The 16,078-nt window shown below is 44.2% G+C and carries 14 protein-coding genes; 10 read left to right on the top strand and 4 right to left on the bottom strand.

Features of this window, described 5'->3' with window-relative positions; all coding sequences use genetic code 11:
* Nucleotides 1-21 precede the first annotated feature (21 nt).
* The 3 genes from hslV to CCS02_RS15295 all read right to left on the bottom strand — a co-directional run bounded on the left by hslV (nucleotide 22) and on the right by CCS02_RS15295 (nucleotide 3,624).
* Nucleotides 22-573, bottom strand: coding sequence for an ATP-dependent protease subunit HslV (gene hslV, locus CCS02_RS15305; RefSeq protein ID WP_072840834.1), 552 nt, complete (start codon nucleotides 571-573; stop codon nucleotides 22-24).
* A 122-nt stretch (nucleotides 574-695) separates the two neighbouring features.
* A complete protein-coding gene (locus CCS02_RS15300; protein ID WP_100186677.1) occupies nucleotides 696-1,316 on the bottom strand; it encodes an SPOR domain-containing protein in 621 nt (206 codons plus the stop codon).
* A 76-nt stretch (nucleotides 1,317-1,392) separates the two neighbouring features.
* Nucleotides 1,393-3,624, bottom strand: coding sequence for a primosomal protein N' (locus tag CCS02_RS15295; protein ID WP_100637039.1), 2,232 nt, complete (start codon nucleotides 3,622-3,624; stop codon nucleotides 1,393-1,395).
* Nucleotides 3,625-3,890: 266 nt separating this feature from the next.
* Between CCS02_RS15295 and rpmE the strand changes: the two genes are divergently transcribed.
* From rpmE to CCS02_RS15275, 4 genes are all read left to right on the top strand, one after another.
* Nucleotides 3,891-4,106 (top strand): 50S ribosomal protein L31, encoded by a 216-nt coding sequence (rpmE, locus tag CCS02_RS15290; protein ID WP_072840831.1) that lies wholly within the window; start codon nucleotides 3,891-3,893, stop codon nucleotides 4,104-4,106.
* A gap of 8 nt (nucleotides 4,107-4,114) precedes the next feature.
* Entirely contained in the window at nucleotides 4,115-4,897 is a 783-nt protein-coding gene (locus tag CCS02_RS15285; protein WP_072840830.1) for a thermonuclease family protein, read from the top strand.
* 170 nt (nucleotides 4,898-5,067) lie between these two features.
* Nucleotides 5,068-6,336: a malic enzyme-like NAD(P)-binding protein gene (locus CCS02_RS15280; RefSeq protein WP_072840829.1), complete on the top strand. Its 1,269-nt coding sequence runs from the start codon at nucleotides 5,068-5,070 to the stop codon at nucleotides 6,334-6,336.
* 126 nt (nucleotides 6,337-6,462) lie between these two features.
* Complete coding sequence (locus CCS02_RS15275; protein ID WP_100637038.1) at nucleotides 6,463-7,023, top strand: TIGR00730 family Rossman fold protein; 561 nt, start codon at nucleotides 6,463-6,465, stop codon at nucleotides 7,021-7,023.
* A gap of 91 nt (nucleotides 7,024-7,114) precedes the next feature.
* Here CCS02_RS15275 and CCS02_RS15270 read toward each other — a convergent pair whose 3' ends face one another.
* Nucleotides 7,115-9,559, bottom strand: coding sequence for a penicillin-binding protein 1A (locus tag CCS02_RS15270; RefSeq protein ID WP_100637037.1), 2,445 nt, complete (start codon nucleotides 9,557-9,559; stop codon nucleotides 7,115-7,117).
* A gap of 160 nt (nucleotides 9,560-9,719) precedes the next feature.
* On the opposite strand from CCS02_RS15270, the gene CCS02_RS15265 reads away from it, so the two are divergent.
* The 6 genes from CCS02_RS15265 to CCS02_RS15240 are packed head-to-tail and all read left to right on the top strand — an operon-like array spanning nucleotide 9,720 to nucleotide 15,836.
* Nucleotides 9,720-10,691, top strand: a complete 972-nt coding sequence (locus CCS02_RS15265) for a hypothetical protein (protein WP_100637036.1) — start codon at nucleotides 9,720-9,722, stop codon at nucleotides 10,689-10,691.
* Nucleotides 10,663-11,373, top strand: coding sequence for a hypothetical protein (locus CCS02_RS15260; RefSeq protein WP_100637035.1), 711 nt, complete (start codon nucleotides 10,663-10,665; stop codon nucleotides 11,371-11,373). Before CCS02_RS15265 ends, CCS02_RS15260 begins: the two co-directional genes overlap by 29 nt.
* Nucleotides 11,366-12,547: a type II and III secretion system protein gene (locus CCS02_RS15255; protein WP_100637034.1), complete on the top strand. Its 1,182-nt coding sequence runs from the start codon at nucleotides 11,366-11,368 to the stop codon at nucleotides 12,545-12,547. Before CCS02_RS15260 ends, CCS02_RS15255 begins: the two co-directional genes overlap by 8 nt.
* 42 nt (nucleotides 12,548-12,589) lie before the next feature.
* Nucleotides 12,590-13,138, top strand: coding sequence for a shikimate kinase (locus tag CCS02_RS15250; protein ID WP_072840823.1), 549 nt, complete (start codon nucleotides 12,590-12,592; stop codon nucleotides 13,136-13,138).
* Nucleotides 13,138-14,244: a 3-dehydroquinate synthase gene (gene aroB / locus CCS02_RS15245; RefSeq protein WP_100186685.1), complete on the top strand. Its 1,107-nt coding sequence runs from the start codon at nucleotides 13,138-13,140 to the stop codon at nucleotides 14,242-14,244. The genes CCS02_RS15250 and aroB overlap by 1 nt, the downstream gene beginning before the upstream one ends.
* Nucleotides 14,245-14,276: 32 nt before the next feature.
* Nucleotides 14,277-15,836, top strand: coding sequence for an SPOR domain-containing protein (locus CCS02_RS15240; RefSeq protein ID WP_100186686.1), 1,560 nt, complete (start codon nucleotides 14,277-14,279; stop codon nucleotides 15,834-15,836).
* The last annotated feature ends 242 nt before the right edge of the window (nucleotides 15,837-16,078 follow it).

Here is a 16,078-nt window from a genome sequence, read left to right as displayed (position 1 = left end):
CTTTTCTATATTGATAGAATGTTACTTAGACTTATCTTCAAGCTGTGCATCTATAGTGATTTCTTCGATAGTTAAGCTGTGATTAGTGAACACACAAATATCAGCAGCGATGTTGAGGCTTTTCTCAACGATTTCTTTGGCGGATAAGTCAGTGTTGTCAATCAAGGCGCGAGCCGCCGCTTCTGCGAAGTTGCCACCTGAGCCAATGGCTAATGCGCCGTGTTGTGGCTCGACCACATCGCCAGTGCCGGTAATGATGAGGGTACTATCTTTGTTGGCGACAATGAGCATAGCTTCTAGCTTGCGTAATGCCCGGTCTGAACGCCAGTCTTTGGCAAGATCCACCGCGGCACGCACTAGATGGCCTTGGTGTTTTTCTAGCTGACCTTCGAAGCGTTCGAATAGGGTAAAAGCATCCGCTGTACCGCCAGCGAAGCCAGCAATCACTTCACCACGATATAGACGACGTACTTTACGAGCGTTGCCTTTCATCACAGTGTTGCCTAAAGATACTTGTCCATCGCCGCCTACGACGACTTGGTTGCCTTTGCGTACAGTAAGAATCGTTGTCATGGTCTACTCCAGTTTCGATTCTAACGAAATGGGGGCAAGCGATAGGATTTCAAGCGATGATTGCATACAGTGGAAGCTTTCACTTTCTGTATGCAATCTATACGAGACGGTAGAAAAGGCTATTACTCTTTTTTGACTTTATAAGAGTAGGGCGATATTTCCATTGAAACGAGTTTGTCTTCTGCTCGGTTCATTTTTGAGCGTGACTCATAAGGACCAAGTACAACACGATACCAAGGTTGTTCGCCTTGGCCGATAGTTTTGCGAACACTGGCTTCTACCATGCCTGATATAATCAGTTTTGCGCGCATGCGGTCGGCATCTTCTGGGCTACGGAATGAGGCCGCTTGCAGCATGTAATAAAAATCTTGCTCGCCACGAGGTGTCGACTGATAAGCGTCTACATGACTGGTATCTACTTCGCTATTCTGCAATATTTGGTAAAACTCAAAGGTGTCTTTTTTCGGTGCTACTGGCACTGGTATAGGCGCTTTCTCTTTTACCTGTGCAGCTGTTGGCTTGGGTTTAGGTGCTGCGGCTTTGGGTTTTTCTATTACTATCGGTTTTGGTTTGGGAGCGACTTGATTTAGTTGCGTTAACCCGTAAATAAAAGCCACGAGGATAGCGGGGACCAGAAGCCATAACCACCACGCAGTTTTGCGTTTCGGCGGTGGCGGTGTTCGACGTGTTGCCCCTTTCTTTGGGCGACTTCCTTTTGCTGCAATTTGAACGGGATTAAACATAATTTGGGCTTTTTGCTTTTAGCTTTAGCGTAAATAAATAAACAGAGTGTGAGTTGCGCACATTATGCGTGCAAGATCAGTAAGTTTCCAGTGGATCGACGTCAATTGCAAAACGAATTCTATGTTGTTTTGTGGATTGTTCTAACCATTCGGTCATCATTTGCGTCGCTTGATGCAAAGGCCCACGCTGAGCGGCTTTGATCGAAATCAGAGCGCGATGCTGTCCTGCTTTGCGAACAATGATGGCAGCATACGGACCAACCAGATAAACGTCTTTGGCAAAGTAGGGCTCAAGATCATTTCTCATGGCGGATAAGAGCTGCATGGCTTCTTGTTCATTACCCGATTCGGCGCGAATGATGACTTGATGATAAAAGGGCGGAAGCGAAAGAGATTTACGTTCGGCCAAACCATCAATAGCAAAGTGTTCGTAACCGAGATTGCATAAACATTCGATAGCCGCATGGTCGGGATGATAGGTTTGTAGTAATACGTGCCCCGGTTTCTTGGCACGACCAGCACGACCTGCGACTTGAGTGATGAGCTGAGCGGTGCGCTCCATGCCGCGAAAATCGGAAGAGAACAGACCCGCGTCAGCGTCCATGATAATGACGAGTGTAACGTTAGGAAAATGATGGCCTTTCGCCAGCATTTGTGTACCGATTAGAATCGCCTGATCATGCTCATGGATTTTTTGAGTCAGCTTTGCCATAGCAGATTTTCGCTGAGTGCTATCACGGTCTATGCGTAAAATAGGTACTTCTTTAAAAAGTGTACTCAGTTGGGTTTCAATTTGCTCTGTACCTTCACCGACGGTAAATAGCTCTTCAGACTCACATTCAGGGCAAGTATGAATCAATGCCTTTTGCGTGTCGCAGTGGTGACAGTGCAGTTTGTTAGCGCGTTTGTGAACGGTTAGGTTGACGTCGCAATGATCACAGGCGGCAATCCAGCCACACTGGTGACACATTAAGGTTGGCGCGTAGCCACGGCGGTTTAGGAACACCAAGACTTGTTCTTTGCGTTCTAAACACAGTTTCATACTGGCAAGAGCATGTTCGCTAAAACCATGAATGAGAGTCTTGCCTCGCAGGTCCACTCTTTCCATTTCGGGAATGTGCGCGTTGCCGGCTCGTTGACGCAGCTTGAGCCAAGCGAAGCGTTTTTGCAGAGCGTTAGTTAGGCTTTCATAAGACGGTGTAGCCGAGGCGAGTAGAACAGGAATGTTCAGCGCTTGAGCGCGTTTAACGGCAAGATCACGAGCGTGGTAACGGAAACCTTCATGTTGTTTGTAAGATGTATCGTGTTCTTCGTCAATCACTATCATGCCAAGGTTTGGTGCGGGGATAAAAGCCGCAGATCTTGTACCGATAATGATTTTGGCATGGCCGCTTGCAGCCAATAGCCAAGCATCCAGGCGTTCTCGGTCGCTCATGCTGGAATGCATTAAGACGATGTCTGTATTGAAGCGAATTTCAAAACGTTTCAGCGTTTGAGGTGTCAGGCCAATTTCCGGCACCATCACTAGAATTTGTTTACCTTCTTCGATCAGGCGTTCCATGACGCGCAAAAATACTTCGGTTTTGCCACTGCCTGTCACACCGTCTAACAAAGCGACGTTAAATTGATGTCGATAATCCAATAAATGTTCGGTGGCGCGCATTTGTTCAGGATTGAGTGTCGGAGGTACTTGAGTTTGGTGTGCGTGCTTTTCACCTCCTTTGTTGAAGGAGCGTGGCTCTCGGCGTAATAAACCTTTTTCTTCCAGACTTTTTCCTGCCGCTGGAGCAAGATCTAACACAGATGCAGCATGTTGGCTTAAACCATTGGGGTGCTGTTGTACGGCTTTTAAAAAATCTTGTTGGCGTGGTGCCCGGCTAAGTTGTTCTAGAGGCAGTGATTGCCCTTCAGGTGTGGTTAGCCACCAGTTTTCCGTACGGAATTCAGCACTTTCACCTTTGCGCAGCAGAACAGGCAAAGCATGAAAGATGACATCGCCAATCGGATGATGATAGTAACGTGCGGCCCATTCACATAATGCCATCAGCTCTTCGGTAATCACTGGGCTTTGATCGTGCATTGATGTCAGTGGTTTGACTTGCTCTGGATCCCAGTCACTGGTTTCGCTTAGTGCGACAATCACTCCAAGACGACTACTTTTACCAAAAGGAACTTTGACACGCATTCCAGGTTTCAGCTCGTGTCTTAGGGCAATCGCTTTGGGGACTTTATAGTCAAACAGTGTGCGCATTGGCACAGGCAAAGCGACTTTGATGAAAGAATAAGGAGTAAGAAGCGCCTCGGACATGCGTTAGGTTAGACCTTGTTTAGTAAAGCAAAAATAGGATGTCTTGATCATTTCTTAAGTGTACGTCAGAGTAGTGGGTCGGTGCGAGTCACAATTTTATGAGAAAAGCATGAAAAAAGGTTGCTGATTTGGCAATAGATCCCTAAAATACGCGACTCTTGGCTCCACTGTACAATGTCTGTACAACGAAACGTGCGGTGCTTGACGCGGCAATAGCCCATTAATATCGATCAAGTGGCGGCACACCAAACCTAAAGGTAAATACGATGAAAAAAGATATCCACCCAAATTACTCTGCGGTTACTGCAACTTGTACTTGTGGTAATACTCTAAACCTAAATTCTACTTTAGGTAGCGACCTTCACGTCGACGTATGCAGCAACTGTCACCCATTCTACACAGGTCAACAGAAAATGGTTGATACTGGTGGTCGTGTTGATCGCTTCAACAAACGTTTCGGAGCACGTCGTACTACTAAGTAATTGGTGGCATGATAGTGATCGCTTTAAAAAGGCGCCAAGTTCTCTTGGCGCCTTTTTTGTTTTTGTCCCTTGCTGTTCAAGCCAATGAAGCCTGTACGGCAACAGGCGAACTTGAAAAAGCTCAGATCAAACGAGTGGTTGATGGTGACACCATACATCTTACCGATGGCCGAAAAGTTCGGCTGGTGGGTATAGATACACCAGAACTTGACCACAAAAAAGGCAATCATGAGCCTTATGCTGTAGCTGCGACAGATTTCGTTCGCTCCCGCCTCGATCAATTTGTCTACCTACAAAGAGCTAAAAATGATCAAGACAGATACGGTCGTTATTTGTACTACCTTTTCGATAAAGATCGTATTTCACTGACGAGTCAGTTACTATCCGAAGGACTTGGTTATCGTATTGCTGTCCCTCCAAACTTAGCCTATCAAGACTGTTTTGAGGCGGCTGAAAACGCAGCTCGCAATGCGCATAAGGGATTATGGCAGCAAAATTTGCAATGGCAGCCAAAAGCTGGATTTGCAATCTCTCGTGTCAACATCACTTCAATTACTCAGAACCGAGGAGGTTGGTGGCTAGAAACCGATCAGGATCTAGTAATCAATTTGCCATCTTACGTCACAGATTATTGGCCTTCTCAAAAAGTATTTTATCTTGAGGGTAAGGAAATTGAAGTGCGTGGTTGGCAACATCAAAGGAAAAGTCGCCATTCAGACTTTAAGTCTTGGGTACTTTCTGTAAGACATCCCAATGACTTGCTTGAAATCAAAGCTTCTCTCGATCAGTGATTGATAGAATATTCCTATGGTTTTACGCTTTAAAGTATTGAGTAGATCGATTATTCTGACGACACAAAATTATAAGGTGCCACTTTCGAAGCTTTTGTAGGCTTGGGAACAAGGCCCAGTTTGGCTATGATAAAACTAATTAATTACACCAAATAGACGGAAACATCATAATGGCAGAAGATATAAAGCAAGCTGCACTGGACTACCATGAGTATCCAGTTCCAGGAAAACTGAGCGTAACTATTACTAAACCAACAGCGACCGCTCGTGACCTTTCTCTAGCTTACAGCCCAGGTGTGGCTGAGCCTTGTCGTGAAATCGCAAAAGACCCAGAAGCTGCATACCGTTACACTGGTAAAGGCAACTTAGTAGCTGTTATTTCTGATGGTACGGCGATTCTTGGATTGGGTAATCTAGGTCCATTGGCAAGTAAGCCAGTAATGGAAGGTAAAGGTTTATTGTTTAAGCGTTTTGCTGGCATTAACTCTGTTGATGTGGAAGTTGAATCTGAAAGCCCACAAGCATTCATTGATACCGTTGCTCGTATTGCAAACACTTACGGCGGCATCAACTTAGAAGACATCAAAGCACCAGAGTGTTTTGAAATCGAACGTCAGTTGATTGAACGTTGTTCTATCCCTGTTTTCCATGACGACCAACATGGTACTGCGATTGTGACAGCAGCTGGCCTTTTGAATGCGCTTGAGCTTCAAGGTAAAGACATTGCTGATGCTAAAATCGTTTGTCTAGGTGCTGGTGCAGCAGCGACAGCTTGTATGAAGCTGATCATTGCTTGTGGTGCACAGCGCGAAAACATCTTCGTTCTTGACCGTAACGGTGTTATTCACTCTGGCCGTACTGATTTGAATCAATTCAAAGCAATGTTTGCGATTGATACTGACAAGCGCACGCTTGATGATGCAATGGAAGGCGCAGATGTGTTTATCGGCGTATCTGGTCCAGATCTATTGTCTGCTGATCAACTTGCTAAAATGGCGGCTAATCCAATTGTTTTTGCTTGTTCGAACCCTGATCCAGAGATCAATCCAGAGCTTGCACGTGCAACTCGTGATGATTTGATCATGGCGACAGGCCGTTCTGATTACCCTAATCAAGTAAACAATGTACTTGGCTTCCCTTTCATCTTCCGAGGTGCTTTAGACGTTCGTGCGACTAAGATCAACGAAGAAATGAAGTTGGCTGCAGTTCATGCACTTAAAGATCTTGCAAAAGAAGAAGCGCCTGCAGATGTTGTTGCAGCTTATGGCGGTATACCTTTGAGCTTTGGTAAAGAGTACATTTTGCCAAAACCAATGGATACTCGTTTGCTTAACGTTGTTTCTGCAGCCGTTGCTCGTGCAGCCGTTGATTCTGGTGTGGCTATGCTTCCATACCCAGATTTTTACCCACTTGAGAATCTTGATCATTTCGGTGCTTAATCGAATAGTATCTTGCTAAAAAGGCGACTCCTGAATAAGGAGTCGCCTTTTTTATGTGGATCATTTGATGGCTTATTTTTTGAAGACTAAATTGACGTTAGTTAAATAGAAGCAAGGAGCGTTAGTATGAAAGTAGCAATATATTGTGGTTCTGCTGAGGGAAATTCTCCTGAATACGCCAATGGAGTTAAAGCCTTGGGCGTGTATCTTGCCAAGCAAGGGATCGACATTGTTTACGGTGGCGGAAACGTCGGCTTAATGGGCGTAATCGCGAACGCTGCTTTGCTGGCTGGTGGAAACGTAATTGGCGTCATTCCGGCCCATCTTGAGTCCAAGGAAATTGCTCACACAGGTTTAACCGAGCTGTATGTGGTTGCCGATATGCATGAACGTAAGGCTAAGATGAGTGAATTGGCCGATGCCTTTGTGGCGCTTCCTGGTGGTGTAGGGACGCTAGAGGAAATGTTTGAAGTGTGGACTTGGGGACAACTCGGCCTACATGGTAAACCTTGTGCTTTTTATAATATAAATGGTTTTTACGATTCATTATTTAATATGGTAGAAAGTATGCAGCAGGCAGGTTTTGTGAAGCAGTCTTATATAGATATGATCATCAAAGTTAACACGCCGGAAACACTTGTGTCGGCTTTTCAAGCTTATCAAGCGCCTAAACCTAAGTGGAGTTAGCTACTTTTTGGTAGGGCTTTGGATTTGACTGCTGTAATAAAAACGCCAGCGTTCAAGCTGGCGTTTTTGGTTAGAATAATAGAAGCCCAGATCAGAATAAGTTTTCTAACACGTTATTTTCTTGTTTCTCTTCTTGCGCTTCGTTACCAATATTGTTGTTAAATGTAGGTAAGCTCAAATCGCGCTGTGGTGGCACATGGTCTTTTCTGAATATCTCAAAAATCGCATTAGATTGTCCCGGTAACGCACGTTCACCTGTATTCGGATCGATTCTAACTGTTACCAAAGAAGACGGTTTAGCCACGAAATCAGGAGGTGTATCTTTTAGCGCTTCACGCATGTAATCAATCCAAGGCGGCAATGAAACCGAGCCACCCCATTCGCCACGTCCTAGAGGTGATGAATTATCAAAGCCGCTCCAAACAGACGTTACTAGATTACCGTTGAAGCCCGAGAACCAAGCATCACGGCCATCGTTTGTTGTACCTGTTTTCCCCGCGAGATCATCTCGCTGAAGTACTCGTGCTCGTCGACCGGTACCGTATTTAATAACATCTCGCATCATATCGTAAGTTATGTAATTCACTTCTGGATCGAGCACTTGCGGTGCAATTGGCAAGCTACGAATGCCTTCAGTTGTATTAAATAGTCCCATTTGTTGTTCGCCATCCGTCGTTTTTTCTAACGGAGTGCACGTTACGCAGACTGTCACAGGGTTGGCTTGGAATAGAGTTTTGTTATTTCTGTCTATGACTTTGTCTATTAAATAAGGTTGTACTTGGTATCCGCCATTCGAAAAAACGGCGTAGCCAGTTGCGATTTGCAGTGGTGATAAGTTTGCGCTACCTAAAGATAGAGACAGGTTGTGTGGCAACTCGTTTGGATCAAACCCAAAACGGCGTAGAAAATCCAGTGTTGGTCGAATACCCATCTCGTCAAGCAAACGAACGGAGACGATATTTTGTGATCGGTAAAGTGCCTGACGTAAACGGGTTGGGCCATAGAACTTGCCTCCGTCATTAGTTGGTCGCCATGCAGACGCTAGATTGGTATCGTTAAAGACAACCGGAGCATCATTGATAATACTGGCTGCAGTATAACCTCGGTCTAGTGCACTCGCGTAAACGAAGGGTTTAAAGTTGGAGCCCGGTTGACGTTTAGATTGAGTAACTCGGTTAAATTTGTTTTCGTAGAAGTTAAAACCACCCACCAAAGCTTGGATTGCACCATCTTTACTGTTCAAAGAAATGAGTGCGCTTTGTACTTCAGGCTTTTGCGCGAGTAGCCATTTTTTCTGGTTGTCTGGGCGCAAACGAACAATATCGCCAGGTACCAAAACATCCGCAACGGTGGAAGGTGAAGCGCCTTGGGAGTCCTCATTAATATAAGGTCTTGCCCATTTAACTGCGTCCCATGGCAATGTGGCACGTTCGCCATTAGCTAAACGTACATCAGCGGTGGTTTCTGTCGTTGAGATAACCAATGCTGTTTGCCAATTTTTGAAACGCTCTATGTCTTGTAGGGCTTTTTCTTGTTCTTCTAATGGTGCGTCAATCAAGTCAACACGAGTCTCAATAGAACCTCGGTAACCATGACGCATGTCGTAATCTAAAACGCCATTGAAAACAGCTTCGTTCGCGGCTTTTTGGCGTTCAGAATCAATGGTCGTATAGACTGTCATGCCAGTACTATAAAGATCGTCTCCAAATGTGCTGTATAGCTCAGAGCGAACCATCTCGGCGATGTAGCCAGCTTCGATATCTGGCATGACACCATGGTTCTTAGCAGTGATTGGCGCTTCAACAGCATTTTGGTATGCGCTTTTATCAATCATGCCGAGCGATAACATACGTTGCAGAATCCAGTTACGACGAATTAGTGCACGAGAAGGGTTTACGACTGGGTTAAAGCGAGAGGGCGCTTTTGGTAGGCCAGCAATCATAGCTAGTTGCGCAAGATTAAGCTCAGCGAGATTTTTTCCATAATAGACTTGAGCCGCTGCTTCGAAACCATAGGCACGATTACCCAAGTAGATTTTGTTGACGTACAGCTCAAGAATTTCGTGTTTAGATAACTCTCGTTCCATCTTTAGGGCAATAAAGATTTCTGTGAATTTACGGGTGTAGGTTTGTTCAAATGAGAGGAAGTAGTTACGTGCTACCTGCATGGTGATAGTACTGCCGCCACCTTGTTTTTGCCCAGTAGTAATTAACTGTACAACGGCTCGGCCTAAGCCCAGAATGTCAACGCCAGGATGGTGATAAAAATTGGTGTCTTCTGCAGCTAAAATTGCATGCTCTAGATCTTGAGGGATTTCTGCATAATTGATAGGGGAACGGCGCTGCTCTCCAAACTCACCAATTAATTTATTGTCGGCGGTGTAGATACGCAGTGGGATTCTTAACTCGATGTCTTTTAGTTCAGCGACAGTTGGAATACGGTCTTTTACGTTGTAATAAACCGCATAGGTAACGCCAACCGCGCAAAGTGTTCCAAACAGACCGAGAAAAAAAAGTATTTTGAGTGTCTTAGCCATATAAATTCAATTAATACAGAGTGAGAAAATGGCATTATACCTAAGATGGCCACAGAATAGGCGGTTAACTTTGCATCAAATCGTGTTATCTTGGTAAATATTTGGCATGGAAGCCAAACCGAAAACAATACTCTGTTGCTTACTATTTCAAGGATGAATGATGAAGCTCATGCATGCCTATTCTATAGCCGTTTACTCCGCTCAAGAATGTACATTTTATGACTCTAGTAAAACCGCCAACTTGGTGGATTTCTCTTTATTAAATAACGAACCTCTACCCAATTCCTCACAGTTAGAACTGATTCAGCGGAGCTTAACGCTAGACCGCTCGATTGATGCCTGTCGAATCATTATATTAGTACCTGATGCTTGGTTATCTGTGTCACAGCATAGGATTGATCACCTTATACCTTCATTGTTACTACCTTTGGCTGCATTGAGTTATGCCGTAGAAACGACATTTTCACCACCCGATAGTTTGCTGTTTAGTTATCAATACGAGTTACTGCCAGAGCAGCAGTCTCAACTTACGACTTTTGCTTGCTCAAGTGAGTGGGCGCAACAACTGTGTTTGCCATTTCAGTCGATTGCACAATCTTGTTTACTTATGCCGATAGGGCAATGGGAAGTAATTCATTCGCGTAATAGGTCTTGGTCATCTTGTTCACAGCGTGCTTTGTCAGTGTATCAGCCAGAAAAAAGCAAACGTTTAAAAGCTCGACGGCTTTGTTGGTCTTTAGTCGTTTTTAGCCTTCTGGTTCACAGTGTGGCTTCTGTTTATTTTTTCTTCTTACATCAAGAATCGGCACAAGCGTTGATTGCACGTCAAAAAATACAAGCAACTCAATCGGCATGGTCGTTGATTGATGACTCCAATGAATTTTCTGCGTCAGTATTGAACTTGGTTCAGGCTTTGCCCATGTCTGCTCGACTCGGATATTTTGAAAGTGAAGCGCAACGAGCTTCTCTCCAAATGACATTGCCTGCACAAGATTTGGAACTTTTACTGGAGGCGTGGCATCAACAAAACCCAGACTGGCGCTGGGAAGTCGAGCAACAGCCGCATCGCTTTGCTTCTCCAACGAATCAGAAGGAGGTGGTGGATGTTTCTATCGAAGTATTTAAAAACTAACGGTGTGTTATTAAAAAATATCAACGGTTCCGTGGTGCTGCTTTTGCTTCTCTTGCAAGTTGCCGTTTGGTATCCATTTTTATCACAGGCTCAAGATGATTTAAATCGACAATCTAAGTTGAAAGCCCTAGCTGAGAATGATTGGAAAAAAACGCAGCAACAAGCGAATCAATTACACGACATGCGCTTGCTTGACGAGTCTTGGCTACAACATAGAGTGGAAGACACTAAAAATGGAGTGCCAACGCAATGGTCTATCAATGGCTCAGCTTCTCTTATCGAGTGGCAAATAGTGCTGGAAAAAATTGAAACACAGTTTGCTTTAGGTTTGCTTGCCGCATCTTGGCAAAGAGAAAGCAATGGATATTGGCAAGGACACTTGTTGTTTGCGATTAAGATTCCTAAGGCGAATCGGGAGTACCATGATTGGTTACCCACTAAGTTATATATGAATCGTTTTGAGCAAAAAGATTGGCAGCTATTGTCGACTATGCGAATAGGCGATAACACATCAGCGTTAGTTGTATACAAAAATGCTCGTCATTGGGTTAGTGAGGGCAGTTGGTTGCCAGATGCAGGTTTAACCGTGAATGATGTATCTTTTGATCGAGTAACCTTGATGGCAAAAGATGGTTCTGAGCAGGCATTAGTTGTGCGTAAAAAGGGAGCTCAGGATGAATAAGCTGCGGCTTCAATGGCTATTGGTATTTTTTCTGATGATGCCACGTACCTTATTGGCAATGGATGTCTATTTTGAATCTCGTTCGCTACAAGAGGTATTGCCTTGGCTAGCGTCGCAAATGAATGAAAGCGTGGTGATTAGTCCTGAAATTGATGATGTATTAACACTTTCGATCAAAGATGCAAGCTGGAAAGATGTGATGGAGGCAATTGCACAGCCGCCACATATTCAGCTTGAGTGGCAAGGGCGTGTGGCGGTGCTGATGCCCGCAAAAACACCTTTAGCAGAAAGCATCGAACGTACATCCGTTGTGTGTCAGAGATCTTATTGGGTGTTGAAACATGCTAAAGCAAAAGATGTTGGTGTACATTTACGAACCTTGCACCCATCTATTTCTTTAGTTGTGGATGATCGAACTAATTCGATCATTGCCCATTCTTGTGCTTCTTTAGAAGGGGTTCAGGAAACACTTGATTGGTTAGATACACCATTAAAACAAATTGAAATCAGTGCGCAAATTGCTCAAGTAAGTCGAACAGCTCAATCGCAGTTTGGGGTGAACTGGCAAGCTAAGTTATCTGATGGTGTCCGATCCTCTATCGGAGGTGCAGTTGATTTAGGCGCGTTGACGCCAACGACGAATTTGGATTTTTCCAGTATCGGTGGTTCTAGCTTATTGGCACTTACTTTGGATATGATGGAAAGCGAGGGCTTAGCTAATGTAGTTTCAAAGCCCAAAATTGTCACTTCCGAAGGGCTGCCTGCTCGAATTGAATCGGGAACCGAGGTCCCATATCAAACGGTTAGCGATGATAAGGTGAGTATTGAGTTTCGCCAAGCGGCACTCATGTTGGAGGTGACTCCTTTTGTAAAAGACGGCGGGCACATTTTACTATCGTTAACGATTCATCAAGATTCTGTGGGGGACTTGGTTAATGGTGTACCTAGCTTAAAAACCAATCGTTTAAAAACACAGGTTGTAGTGAAAAACCAAGAAACGCTTGTTTTAGGTGGGGTTTTTCGAGAAGAGCGTTTCGAATCCGAGAGTCGGGTTCCTTTCTTTAGTGACATTCCTTGGTTAGGTGAGTTGTTTAAAAGACAATCAGAACAGCAAGAAAAGGTTGAATTACTTGTATTTATTACACCAAAGCTGCTACAAATGTCAGTCAACTAGGCCGCAGTCTAAATCTGCTTAATTCCGACGTAATTGAATACAATGATAAAAGCCCCCAATATTATTTTAGTAGGCCCGATGGGCGCAGGAAAAACGACGATAGGCCGTTTGATTTCTCAATCGATGGGCAAAGAATTTTATGATCTCGATAAAGTCATAGAAGACAATGCCGGCGCAGACATTCCTTGGATTTTTGAACGGGAAGGTGAAGACGGTTTTCGTAAGCGTGAAACTCAAGCGCTGGCCTCAATAGCAGAATCGGACACTGGTGATTGTGTGTTAGCAACCGGTGGCGGCATCGTGATGCGCGAAGAAAATAGAGATATTCTTCGAGAAAATGCGCTAGTGGTGTATTTGTACGCTTCTGTTGCTCAACAATTATATCGCACCTCAAAAAGTACTCATCGACCTCTTTTACAAACTGGTGATCCGCGAGCAACGTTAAAAAAATTATTTGAAGTACGTGATCCTCTATATAGAGAAGTAGCTACTTTAGTTATTGAAACAGATTCTCGTCACCCTCGTTCTGTCGCTAATAAGGTGCTAGATGCAATCAAGCGCCATCTTAAAATGGAGATAACTGTATCCTAATGCGCACGTTAACCGTTGACCTTGGCGATCGTAGCTACCCTATTTTTATTGGTAGCGGTATTCGTCAGCAGAAAGCCCTTTTTGATGATGCGATTCATGGCAAACAAGTCATGATAGTAACCAATGAGACCATTGCGCCTTTATATCTAGAACCCATTGTGTCAATGCTATCAGTAGATTATAAAGTTGATACCTGTATTTTGCCTGATGGTGAGGTATATAAAACGCTAGAAACTTACGGCATGATCATGTCTGCTTTATTGGAAGCAAAGCATAATCGAACTACTACCGTTATCGCTTTGGGCGGTGGTGTAGTTGGTGATATGGCTGGGTTTGCAGCCGCGACGTATCAGCGAGGTGTGCCTTTTATTCAAGTGCCAACGACTTTATTGTCTCAAGTTGATTCTTCTGTCGGCGGAAAAACAGGTGTGAATCATCCGCTTGGAAAAAACATGATAGGTGCGTTTTATCAGCCTCAAGCTGTGATTATCGATACTGAAACCTTGTTGAGCTTGCCGCAGCGTGAACTGTCAGCAGGCATGGCGGAAGTCATCAAATACGGTTTGATTTGCGATGTGCCATTTTTTGATTGGTTAGAGCAAGAGATGCCTCAGTTAATGACGTTGGATAGCGATAAAATTAGCGATGCTATTTATCGTTCTTGTTTGGCTAAAGCCAATGTGGTTGCACAAGACGAGAGAGAAGGTGGCATTCGTGCTATTTTAAACCTAGGCCATACGTTTGGTCATGCGATTGAAACAGAAATGGGCTACGGCAATTGGTTGCACGGTGAAGCTGTTGCTGCTGGTAGTATGTTAGCGATTGATCTTTCTTGGCGTATGGGGAATTTAACGGAACAAGATATCTGTCGTTCCGTAGCGCTATTTCAAGCGGCAAATTTACCAGTCTTACCGCCTGCCGAGATGACGGTCGAGTGCTTTGTTGAACGCATGGCGTTAGATAAAAAAGTATTGGATGGAAGCTTGCGTTTGGTTCTGCTTGGTGCATTGGGTGATGCGATCGTAACATCGGATTTTCCGATGGAAGACTTTAATTCCTGTCTTTTGGATGCACTTGAAGCGAGTAAACAAGCTAGCCTTGCTTAATCTTGTTAGTTATTTAATGTTGAAGGACGACTATGTCTAAGCCAGACTTTCAGTTTGATCTAGAGGATGCGCTTAATCAGCCCCCAAAAGCAACGCTGAGGGATCCTTTTGGCTCGAAGGATGCATCGCTTTATTTTGCGTCTGAAGAAGGTAATCAGCAACTGGCTTTGCTTGAGCATTTGAGTCGCTACAGTAGTTTACTGTCTGTGGTTCAAGGGCCACAAGGCAGTGGCAAAAGTCGTTTTTTGATGGAATTTGCTCGTCATCAAGATGACACCACTGTTGTTAGTCACGTTAAAGCGACTATGCTGATGACGGCAGGGCAATTGCTACAAGCTATATATGCTGGTTTTGCTAGTCATTTCACACAACCTCCGAATGAAACCACCTTCGGCCCTTTGCTTAAGTTTTCTCATGATTTAGATGAGAAAGGCCAAGCGGCATTGGTGTTAATTGATAATGCCCAAGAGCTAAACACAGATGCGGTGAGCATGCTGTTAGACATGATGTCATTGGCGACTGAAAATCAAACCGTTCCTCATATTGTGTTGTTCAGCGAATACTCTTTATCACGTAACCTTGATGCTTATCAGCGCTCTCGTTATGAACAACTAAGTCATTCATTTACCTTAGCGCCTTATTCATTAGAGCAAACACGTGCTTACTTATTGCATCGTGTACGCGCGGTTGGCGGTGGAATTAATTTGCCGTTTAATGACAAGCAAGTGAAACAAATTTATCAAGAGTCTGGTGGTTACCCCGGTCGAATTAACCAGCTTGCTCAGACCATGATGGGCAATGGTAATAAACCTGCAAAATCTGCCATGCGTTTTAATCTGGCTGTGGGATTCCCTTTGGCGCATATGGCGCTGCTTTCCGTGGTTATGCTTGGCATTTTAGTTGCGGTATTATTCTCTGATAAACAGTCTGATAAGCCTTCGACATCGACGGCCGATAGAACCAGTAATGTTATTCCTTTAAGTTCACGGCAGGGGCAATCCTCAGCGGAGACGATTGCGCGCATTGATGCCATGCAGCGTAAGATCGGCCAAGAAGGTGAAATTATACTTCCACCTATCCCAGCTGGTACTTCTTCATTGCCTGCGATAAGTATGTCTAATGCTCCATCTACTGAGCAGCCGAATGCTACATCTATGATGACCCCAGCTATTTCTACTGCACCTATTCGTGCAGAGGCGCCTTTAGCGCAAGCCGCTCCTACTGTTGATGCACCAACTGAAATGGTGCCAACTAAAAATGAACAAACCAACCTAAAAGTCTCACAAGACCGTTTTGATAAGACGGAATGGTGGCTATCCCAGAATCCAAACCGTTATACCTTACAGCTATTAGGAACACACAATAAAGGAACCGTGCAGGACTTTATTCGTGATCAAGGCGGTGTGGATGCCTTTGGTTATTTTAAGTCAAAACATAATGGCAAGGATTGGTTTGTCGTGGTTTATGGTTCTTATCGTAATCGTAGCGAAGCGATAGCTGCAGCGGAATCTCTTCCTAAAGATATTCGTGACCTTAATCCTTGGGCGCGAAGTGCTCGTGGTATTCAGGATGATATTAAGAAAGCCCAGTGATATCTGCTGAGACCTTTGTCTAGTCTTTAGCTTCGTTCGTGACTTTGTGCAAAGCATCTCATGCTATTTTACGTTTGCAGTTTATGTTTTATCTCGACAATACCGAGTTTTCTTCTGATTCAACGCGTATAAAATGCCATCAAATCCTCTTTTTGTGAGGCTTTTGTATAGCAAACCTCTCAATTTAGTAAAAATCACTGTAATTCCCTGAAAAACATGAATGAACAGTGGAATTTTCTGTT

Source organism: Marinomonas sp. ef1 (assembly GCF_002806845.1).
In the GTDB taxonomy this organism is placed as follows: Bacteria; Pseudomonadota; Gammaproteobacteria; order Pseudomonadales; family Marinomonadaceae; genus Marinomonas; species Marinomonas polaris.
Note: the sequence above shows the minus strand (reverse complement) of the source record. Positions and strands in the feature narration are given on the sequence as shown.

Excerpts from the sequence above, each read along its gene's own strand:
- CCS02_RS15250 (WP_072840823.1), top strand. The coding sequence starts at position 12,590 with ATGATAAAAGCCCCCAATATTATTTTAGTAGGCCCGATGGGCGCAGGA.
- CCS02_RS15275 (WP_100637038.1), top strand. The coding sequence starts at position 6,463 with ATGAAAGTAGCAATATATTGTGGTTCTGCTGAGGGAAATTCTCCTGAA.
- CCS02_RS15260 (WP_100637035.1), top strand. The coding sequence starts at position 10,663 with ATGTTTCTATCGAAGTATTTAAAAACTAACGGTGTGTTATTAAAAAAT.
- CCS02_RS15285 (WP_072840830.1), top strand. The coding sequence starts at position 4,115 with ATGATAGTGATCGCTTTAAAAAGGCGCCAAGTTCTCTTGGCGCCTTTT.
- CCS02_RS15295 (WP_100637039.1), bottom strand. The coding sequence starts at position 3,624 with ATGTCCGAGGCGCTTCTTACTCCTTATTCTTTCATCAAAGTCGCTTTG.
- CCS02_RS15265 (WP_100637036.1), top strand. The coding sequence starts at position 9,720 with ATGAAGCTCATGCATGCCTATTCTATAGCCGTTTACTCCGCTCAAGAA.
- CCS02_RS15280 (WP_072840829.1), top strand. The coding sequence starts at position 5,068 with ATGGCAGAAGATATAAAGCAAGCTGCACTGGACTACCATGAGTATCCA.
- CCS02_RS15255 (WP_100637034.1), top strand. The coding sequence starts at position 11,366 with ATGAATAAGCTGCGGCTTCAATGGCTATTGGTATTTTTTCTGATGATG.
- aroB (WP_100186685.1), top strand. The coding sequence starts at position 13,138 with ATGCGCACGTTAACCGTTGACCTTGGCGATCGTAGCTACCCTATTTTT.
- rpmE (WP_072840831.1), top strand. The coding sequence starts at position 3,891 with ATGAAAAAAGATATCCACCCAAATTACTCTGCGGTTACTGCAACTTGT.
- CCS02_RS15240 (WP_100186686.1), top strand. The coding sequence starts at position 14,277 with ATGTCTAAGCCAGACTTTCAGTTTGATCTAGAGGATGCGCTTAATCAG.
- CCS02_RS15270 (WP_100637037.1), bottom strand. The coding sequence starts at position 9,559 with ATGGCTAAGACACTCAAAATACTTTTTTTTCTCGGTCTGTTTGGAACA.
- hslV (WP_072840834.1), bottom strand. The coding sequence starts at position 573 with ATGACAACGATTCTTACTGTACGCAAAGGCAACCAAGTCGTCGTAGGC.
- CCS02_RS15300 (WP_100186677.1), bottom strand. The coding sequence starts at position 1,316 with ATGTTTAATCCCGTTCAAATTGCAGCAAAAGGAAGTCGCCCAAAGAAA.